The sequence below is a fragment of the Mycobacterium colombiense genome, from assembly GCF_003284935.1.
Taxonomy (GTDB): Bacteria; Actinomycetota; Actinomycetes; order Mycobacteriales; family Mycobacteriaceae; genus Mycobacterium; species Mycobacterium arosiense_A.
In genome coordinates this window covers 1-7,800 of sequence record NZ_QMEV01000117.1, presented here as the reverse complement: position 1 = coordinate 7,800, position 7,800 = coordinate 1, and the positions used below count along the sequence as shown (strand labels likewise).

The 7,800-nt window shown below is 70.7% G+C and carries 6 protein-coding genes; 4 read left to right on the top strand and 2 right to left on the bottom strand.

Annotation, left to right across the window (positions count from 1 at the left end; genetic code table 11):
• Positions 1-154: 154 nt before the first annotated feature.
• Together DQP57_RS25780 and DQP57_RS25775 are read left to right on the top strand one after the other, a co-directional pair.
• Positions 155-3,448, top strand: a complete 3,294-nt coding sequence (locus DQP57_RS25780; protein WP_112635664.1) for an error-prone DNA polymerase — start codon at positions 155-157, stop codon at positions 3,446-3,448.
• 88 nt (positions 3,449-3,536) lie between these two features.
• Positions 3,537-4,181: a nitroreductase family protein gene (locus tag DQP57_RS25775; protein WP_112635662.1), complete on the top strand. Its 645-nt coding sequence runs from the start codon at positions 3,537-3,539 to the stop codon at positions 4,179-4,181.
• Here the strand turns inward: DQP57_RS25775 and DQP57_RS25770 are convergent.
• The gene (locus tag DQP57_RS25770) at positions 4,159-4,500 is read right to left on the bottom strand and encodes a YciI family protein (RefSeq protein WP_112635660.1); all 342 of its coding nucleotides are present in this window, start codon (positions 4,498-4,500) and stop codon (positions 4,159-4,161) included. The genes DQP57_RS25775 and DQP57_RS25770 overlap by 23 nt on opposite strands.
• Before the next feature lie 40 nt (positions 4,501-4,540).
• Positions 4,541-5,002 carry a tRNA (cytidine(34)-2'-O)-methyltransferase gene (locus tag DQP57_RS25765; protein WP_112635658.1) on the bottom strand — a complete coding sequence of 154 codons (462 nt, stop codon included), beginning with the start codon at positions 5,000-5,002 and terminating at the stop codon, positions 4,541-4,543.
• An 18-nt stretch (positions 5,003-5,020) separates the two neighbouring features.
• Here DQP57_RS25765 and DQP57_RS25760 point away from each other — a divergent pair, with 18 nt between their 5' ends.
• On the top strand, positions 5,021-5,626 hold the full coding sequence (locus DQP57_RS25760) for a class I SAM-dependent methyltransferase (protein ID WP_112635656.1): 606 nt from the start codon (positions 5,021-5,023) through the stop codon (positions 5,624-5,626).
• 255 nt (positions 5,627-5,881) lie between these two features.
• Positions 5,882-7,800: sensor histidine kinase (locus DQP57_RS25755; RefSeq protein WP_205869242.1), on the top strand; the 1,919-nt coding region annotated here is incomplete at its 3' end.

The window sequence follows — 7,800 nt, the reverse complement described above, 5'->3', positions numbered from 1 at the left end:
CCCGATTTCGCGCAGCTGCGCGGCCAATGCCGAGCCGAGCGCGCTGCCGGCGCCGAACAGCACCGCGTCATGGCGGCGCGGATCGATGATGACCGGCATGAACCAACCCTCTCACGATAGCGACTATCGAACATACTTTCGATAGACTGCGGGTGTGGGCTGGTTCAACGGGCCGCCGAGTTGGGCGGAAATGGAGCGGGTGCTCGACAGCAAGCCGCGCCGCGCCGGTGAGCCGGCGGGGCTTCCCGAGGACGCCCCCCTGTCGCGCCGGCGCGCGACGTACCGCCCGCCGGATGACGGACGGACGTCCCGCTCGTCCGTCGCCTACGCCGAACTGCATGCGCATTCGGCGTTCAGCTTCCTGGACGGGGCGAGCACGCCCGAGGAGCTGGTCGAGGAGGCGGCCCGGCTTGACCTGCGCGCCCTGGCGCTCACCGATCACGACGGCCTGTACGGGGCGGTGCGGTTCGCCGAGGCGGCGGCCGAACTCGACATGCGCACCGTGTTCGGTGCCGAACTGTCGCTCGGCCCGGGCGCGCGCACCGAGGCGCCGGATCCGCCCGGCCCACACCTGCTGGTCCTGGCCCGCGGAACCGAGGGCTACCGGAGGTTGTCGCGGCAGCTGGCCGCCGCACACCTGGCCGGCGGCGAGAAGGGCAAGCCCCGTTACGATTTCGACGCACTGACCGAGGCCGCCGGCGGACACTGGCACATCCTGACGGGTTGCCGCAAAGGCCATGTACGCCAGGCGCTTTCCGAGGGTGGCCCGGCGGCGGCCGAGCGGGCGCTGGCCGACCTGGTGGACCGGTTCGGAGCCCAGCGGGTCAGCATCGAGCTCACCCATCACGGTCAACCCCTCGACGACGAACGCAACGCCGCGCTGGCCGCGCTGGCCCCGCGCTTCGGGGTGGGCGTCGTGGCCACCACCGGCGCGCATTTCGCGGGGCCGTCGCGGCGCCGGCTGGCCATGGCGATGGGCGCCATCCGGGCGCGGGAGTCCCTGGATTCGGCCGCCGGGTGGCTGGCCCCGCTGGGCGGTTCGCACCTGCGCTCCGGTGAGGAGATGGCCCGGCTGTTCGCGGATGTGCCTTGTGGGGGCCCCGACGTGGTGACCGCGGCCGCCGAGCTGGGCGAGCAGTGCGCGTTCGGGCTGGCGCTCATCGCACCGCAGCTGCCGCCGTTCGACGTGCCGGCCGGGCACACCGAGGACAGCTGGCTGCGGCAGCTGACCATGGCCGGGGCGCGCCGGCGCTACGGGTCGGCCGAGAACGCGCCGCGCGCCTACGCCCAGATCGAACACGAGCTCAAAGTCATTGCCCAGCTGACGTTTCCGGGCTACTTCCTGGTGGTGCACGACATCGCCCGGTTCTGCCGGGAGAACAACATCCTGTGCCAGGGCCGCGGATCGGCGGCCAACTCCGCGGTCTGTTACGCCCTCGGCGTCACCGCCGTCGACCCGGTGGCCAACGAGCTGCTGTTCGAGCGCTTCCTGTCGCCGGCCCGCGACGGGCCGCCCGACATCGACATGGACATCGAGTCCGATCAGCGCGAAAAGGTCATCCAGTACGTCTACGACAAATACGGCCGCGACTACGCCGCCCAGGTCGCCAACGTCATCACCTACCGGGGAAAGATCGCCGTGCGCGACATGGCCCGCGCCCTGGGCTTCTCGCAGGGCCAGCAGGACGCGTGGAGCAAGCAGATCAACCACTGGAACGGGCTTGCAGACTCCCCGGATGTCGAGGGCATCCCCGAGCCGGTGCTCGATCTGGCCAACCAGATCCGGAACCTGCCGCGGCACATGGGCATTCATTCCGGCGGCATGGTGATCTGCGACCGCCCGATCGCCGACGTGTGTCCGGTGGAATGGGCGCGCATGGAGAACCGCAGCGTTTTGCAGTGGGACAAAGACGACTGTGCGGCAATCGGATTGGTGAAGTTCGACCTGCTCGGGCTGGGGATGCTCTCGGCGCTGCACTACGCCATCGACCTGGTGGCCGAGCACAAGGGGATCGAGGTGGACCTGGCCCGCCTCGACCTGTCCGAGCCTGCCGTGTACGAGATGCTGGCCCGCGCCGATTCCGTCGGCGTGTTCCAGGTGGAGTCGCGCGCGCAGATGGCCACGCTGCCGCGGCTGAAGCCGCGGGTGTTCTACGACCTGGTGGTGGAGGTCGCGCTGATCCGTCCCGGCCCCATCCAGGGCGGGTCGGTGCATCCCTACATCCGGCGTCGCAACGGGCAGGCCCCGGTGGTCTACGACCACCCCTCCATGGAACCGGCACTGCGAAAGACGTTGGGAGTGCCGCTCTTTCAGGAGCAGCTGATGCAGCTCGCGGTCGACTGCGCCGGCTTCAGCGCGGCCGAGGCCGATCAGCTGCGCCGCGCCATGGGATCCAAGCGCTCGACCGAACGCATGCGACGGCTGCGCGGCCGGTTCTACGAGGGCATGCGCGCGCTGCACGGCGCGCCCGACGAGGTGATCGACCGCACCTACGAAAAGCTGGAGGCCTTTGCCAATTTCGGCTTCCCGGAAAGCCATGCGCTGAGCTTCGCGTCGCTGGTGTTCTACTCGTCGTGGTTCAAGCTGCACCACCCGGCGGCGTTCTGCGCGGCGCTGCTGCGCGCGCAGCCGATGGGGTTCTACTCGCCGCAGTCGCTGGTCGCCGATGCGCGCCGGCACGGCGTGACGGTGCATGGCCCGGACGTCAACGCCAGCCTGGCGCACGCCACGTTGGAGAACGCGGGCACCGAGGTCCGCCTCGGGTTGGGCGCCGTGCGCCACATCGGCGACGACCTCGCCGAGCGACTGGTCGAGGAACGAAAAGCCAACGGCCCGTTCGCTTCTCTGCTAGACCTGACCACCCGGCTGCAATTGAGCGTGCCGCAGACCGAGGCGCTGGCGACGGCCGGGGCGCTCGGCTGCTTTGCCATGTCGCGGCGCGAGGCGCTGTGGGCGGCCGGGGCGGCCGCCACCCAACGCCCGGACCGGCTGCCGGGCGTCGGCTCGTCGTCGCGCATCCCGGCGCTGCCCGGGATGAGCGAGCTGGAACTGGCCGCCGCCGACGTGTGGGCCACCGGCGTCTCCCCGGACAGCTATCCGACGCAGTTCCTGCGGGCCGACCTGGACGCGATGGGGGTGGTGCCCGCCGGGAAGCTGGGCTCGGTGCCCGACGGCGACCGGGTGCTGATCGCCGGCGCGGTCACCCATCGCCAGCGGCCCGGCACGGCGCAGGGGGTCACGTTCATCAACCTCGAGGACGAGACCGGGATGGTCAACGTGCTCTGCGCGCCGTGGGTGTGGGCGCGGCATCGCAAGCTGGCGAACTCGGCGCCGGCGCTGCTGGTGCGCGGGCAGGTCCAGAACGCCAGCGGCGCGATCACCGTCGTCGCCGAGCGGCTGGGCCGCATCACCCTGGCGGTCGGCTCCAAGTCCCGCGACTTCCGCTGATGGTCTTCGCGAGGCTGTAACTAGCAACGGGCTCACTCGAGAAACGCGTCGTGGAATACAGTTTCGCGGCCGTCGGTAGTCTCCACACATGACCCTCAACCTGTCCGTCGACGAACTCCTCACCACCACCCGCTCGGTCCGCAAGCGTCTCGACTTCGACAAGCCGGTGAGCCGCGACGTGCTCAGGGAATGCCTCGAACTGGCGCTGCAGGCGCCCACCGGTTCCAACTCGCAGGGCTGGCAGTGGGTGTTCGTCGAGGACGCGGACAAGAAGAAGGCGATCGCCGACGTCTACCTGGCCAACGCCCGCGGCTACCTCAGCGCTCCGGGGGCCGAGTACCCCGAGGGGGACACGCGGGGCCAGCGGATGGGCGCGGTCCGCGACTCCGCCACCTACCTCGCCGAGCACATGCACGAGGCGCCGGTGCTGTTGATCCCCTGCCTCGAGGGTCGCCCGGACAGGTCACCGTTGGGTGGGGTGTCGTTCTGGGCGTCGCTGTTCCCGGCGGTCTGGAGCTTCTGCCTGGCGCTGCGCTCGCGGGGACTGGGGTCCTGCTGGACGACGCTGCACCTGCTGCGCGACGGCGAGCAACAGGTCGCCGACATCCTGGGCATCCCGAACGACCGCTACAGCCAGGGCGGCCTGTTCCCGATCGCCTACACCAAGGGCACCGACTTCCGCCCGGCCAAGCGGCTGCCCGCCGACCAGGTCACGCACTGGGACGCGTGGTGACCAGCGGCCAGACTTCGACCACCCCGTGCGCGACCGCGCAGGGCGTCTGACTCACCCGCTCGATCGCCGCCTCGAGGTCATCGGCCTCCAAGACCGCGAACCCCGCGATCGGCAACGTCGAGCGGAGGAAGGGCCCCGGCTCGACCCGCACCCCCGCGTCGTCCGGATTGCGCACCTGGACGGGGTCCCCGGCTCGGCCGACGAGCGCCCCGGAGGCGCTGAGTTCGTCGTCGCGTGCGTGCGCGGCCTGTTTGCGGTCGTCTGTCAGCTGGTGGTATCCGGCCTCCTGGCCGTAACCGATCGTGATGAAGGTAGGCATATCACTGTTGACTCCCGCCGGTCGCGGAACTTACCGCTACCTAGCTGCCGGCGTAGCCGTGTTGCCGCCAGGCCTCGTAGACCGCAATCGCCGCGGCGTTGGACAGGTTCAGCGAGCGCCGGCCCGCCAGCATCGGGATGCGCACCTGCCCGGTGATGTGCGGGTCGGCCAGCGTCGCGGCGTCCAGCCCGGTGGGTTCGGGGCCGAACATCAACACATCGCCGGCCCGGTAGCGCACGTCGGCGAACGACGTGGGCGCGTGCGCGGTGAAGGCGAACACCCGCTGCGGTGACAGCGCCGCCCAGGCCGCCGTCAGCGACGCGTGCACGGTGACCGACGCCAGGTCGTGGTAGTCCAGCCCGGCCCGCCGCAGCTTGGGTTCGGACAGGTCGAACCCCATCGGCTCGACCAGATGCAACTCGCAGCCCGTCGCCGCCGCCGTCCGGATGGCGTTGCCGGTATTGGGCGGGATCCGCGGCGCCAGGAACATCAGCTTGAACACAACGGGGATAATGGTCGCATGGTCGAGCAGAGCATCTGGATGCAGAAGGTCGCTGCCGATCCCGGGCATTCGCAGTGGTACATCGAGCGTTTCCGTGCGATGACCCGCGCCGGTGACGACCTGACCGGCGAGGCCCGCTTCGTGGACGCGATGGCGCCGCGCGGCGCCCACATTCTGGACGCCGGCTGCGGCCCCGGCCGGCTGGGCGGATATCTGGCCACGGTGGGCCACCGGGTGGTCGGCGTCGACGTCGACCCGGCGCTGATCGAGGCGGCCGAACAGGACTACCCCGGCCCCCGCTGGCTGGTCGGCGACCTGGCCGAGCTGGACCTGCCGCCGCGCGGCATCGCCGAACCGTTCGACGTCATCGTCTCCGCCGGCAACGTCATGGCGTTCTTGGCGCCGAGCACCCGGATCCAGGTGCTGAGCCGGCTGCGCGCCCACATCGCCGACGACGGCCGCGCCGCGATCGGCTTCGGCGCCGGCCGCGACTACGAGTTCGACGTGTTCCTCAACGACGCCGTCGACGCGGGCTTCGCGCCCGACCTGCTGCTGTCCACCTGGGACATGCGCCCCTTCACCGACGACTCGGATTTCCTCGTCGCGCTGCTTCGGCCCGCCTAGGGTTTGGCGCGCTCCGGTGTTTGCCAGGGGCGGCCGCGCGGGCGCGGCGCCACCTTGGAGGGACCTGTCTGCTCAGTAACGATTCTGGTGGCCTGCGCCGCGGGCTGTCATACTCGTCGGATTGCCACACCTACACGCACACGCCTATCTGGCGCGGGGCGGGCGAATAAAGCAGGAAGTTTCAATGAGTTTCTCGTTACCTTCAGCGCTCAGCGTCAGCGCAGCGGCCGGTCGCGCGGCCGCGATGACGTGACCATGTTCACCCGCCCGACCAAACCGGCCGAGGCGGAAGTCGTGCAGCCCGCCCCGGTGGGCGCGCCCGCCGCGGCGCCGGCCAAGCGCCCGCCGTCCTGGTCGCTGAGCAACTGGCCGGTGGGCTGGAAGGTGCTGGCGATCGTCCTGGTCCCGCTGGTATTGGCGACGGTCTTCGGGGTGCTGCGCATCAACGGCGCCATGGCCAACGCGGCCGGCCTGCGGCTGGCCGCCATCCGCGCCGACGTCGTCCCCGTCATCACCAAATACATGTCCGCGCTCGACGTCGCGCTGCTGGCCAGCTCCACCGGACGCGACGTCGACGGCGCCAAGAAGAACTACGAGGCGCGCAAGTACGAACTGCAGTCCAGGCTGGACGACACCGACGTCAGCTCCGACGTCCGCTCCGGGGTGAACAACCTGCTCGACGGCGGCCAGATGCTGGTGAACAAGGCGGCCGACCCCGCCCTCGGTTTGCGGGAACGGGTCACCCTCTACGCGCCGATCCTGTTGACGGCCGAGGACGTCATCAACGCCTCGGTGCGCGTCGACGACGAGAAGATCCGCGCCCAGGCGCAGGGCCTGAGCCGGGCGGTGGGCGCGCGCGGCCAGATGACGATGCAGAAAATCCTGGTCACCCGCGGGGCCGACCTGCCCGAGCCGCAGCTGCGGACCTCGATGGCCACCCTGGCGGGCACCGAACCCTCGACGCTGTTCGGCATGAGCGAGGTGCTGGGGGCCGGCTCGCCGGAGGCCAAGGCGCTGCAACAGCAGATGGTGAACCGGATGGCGATCATGTCCGATCCGGCCAGCGTGCTGGTCGACAACGCCGACCTGCTGCGTTCGATCCAGACCACCGACGACATCGCCGACCAGGTCATCAAGAACGCCACCGCGTCGGTGACCAAGGCGGTGCACGCCCAGGCCGCCGAGCGACGCTCGGCCGCGATCACCGACACCGTCCTGGTGCTGGCCGCGATCGTGATCGCGTTGGCGGTCGTGCTGCTGGTGGCGCGCGCCCTGGTGCGGCCGCTGCGCATCCTGCGCGACGCCGCGCTCAAAGTCGCCCACACCGACCTCGAGGAGGAGATCGCCCGGGTGAAAGCCGGTGGGCCCGAACCGATTCCGAGCCCGCTGCCGGTGTACACCACCGAGGAGATCGGTCAGGTCGCGCACGCCGTCGACGAGCTGCACACCCAGGCCCTGCTGCTGGCCGGCGACGAGGCGCGGTTGCGGCTGCTGGTCAACGACATGTTCGAGACGATGTCGCGGCGCAGCCGCTCGCTGGTCGACCAGCAGCTGGCGCTCATCGACCGGCTGGAGCGCAACGAGGACAACCCCGACCGGCTGGACAGCCTGTTCCGGCTCGACCACCTGGCGGCGCGGCTGCGCCGCAACAGCGCCAACCTGCTGGTGCTTGCCGGCGCGCAGCTGGCCCGCGACCAGCGCGACCCGGTGACGCTGGCCACGGTCATCAACGCCGCGGTGTCCGAGGTCGAGGACTACCGCCGCGTCGAACTCGCCGGGCTGCCCGAATGCTCGCTGATCGGCGCGGCCGCCGGCGGCGCCATCCACCTGTTCGCCGAGCTGATCGACAACGCGCTGCGCTATTCGCCGCCGACCACCTCGGCCCGGATCTCGGCCTCACGCGGCGGCTCGGATCCGCAAGGCGGCGTCGTGGTGCGGATCGCCGACTCCGGTCTGGGGATGAACGACACCGACCGGCGCATGGCCAACATGCGGCTGCAGGCCGGCGGTGACGTCAGCCCTGACAACGCCCGGCACATGGGTCTTTTCGTGGTCGGCCGGATCGCGGCCCGGCACGGCATCCGGGTGGGGCTGCGCGGCCCTGCCGCCAACGAGTCCGGCTCGGGCACCACCGCCGAGGTCTACCTGCCGCCGACGGTGCTCGCCAGGTCGGC

Bases quoted from the DNA above. Each gene is read 5' to 3' on its own strand.
- DQP57_RS25760 (WP_112635656.1), top strand. From the start codon at position 5,021: ATGGTCGAGCAGAGCATCTGGATGCAGAAGGTCGCTGCCGATCCCGGG.
- DQP57_RS25770 (WP_112635660.1), bottom strand. From the start codon at position 4,500: ATGCCTACCTTCATCACGATCGGTTACGGCCAGGAGGCCGGATACCAC.
- DQP57_RS25775 (WP_112635662.1), top strand. From the start codon at position 3,537: ATGACCCTCAACCTGTCCGTCGACGAACTCCTCACCACCACCCGCTCG.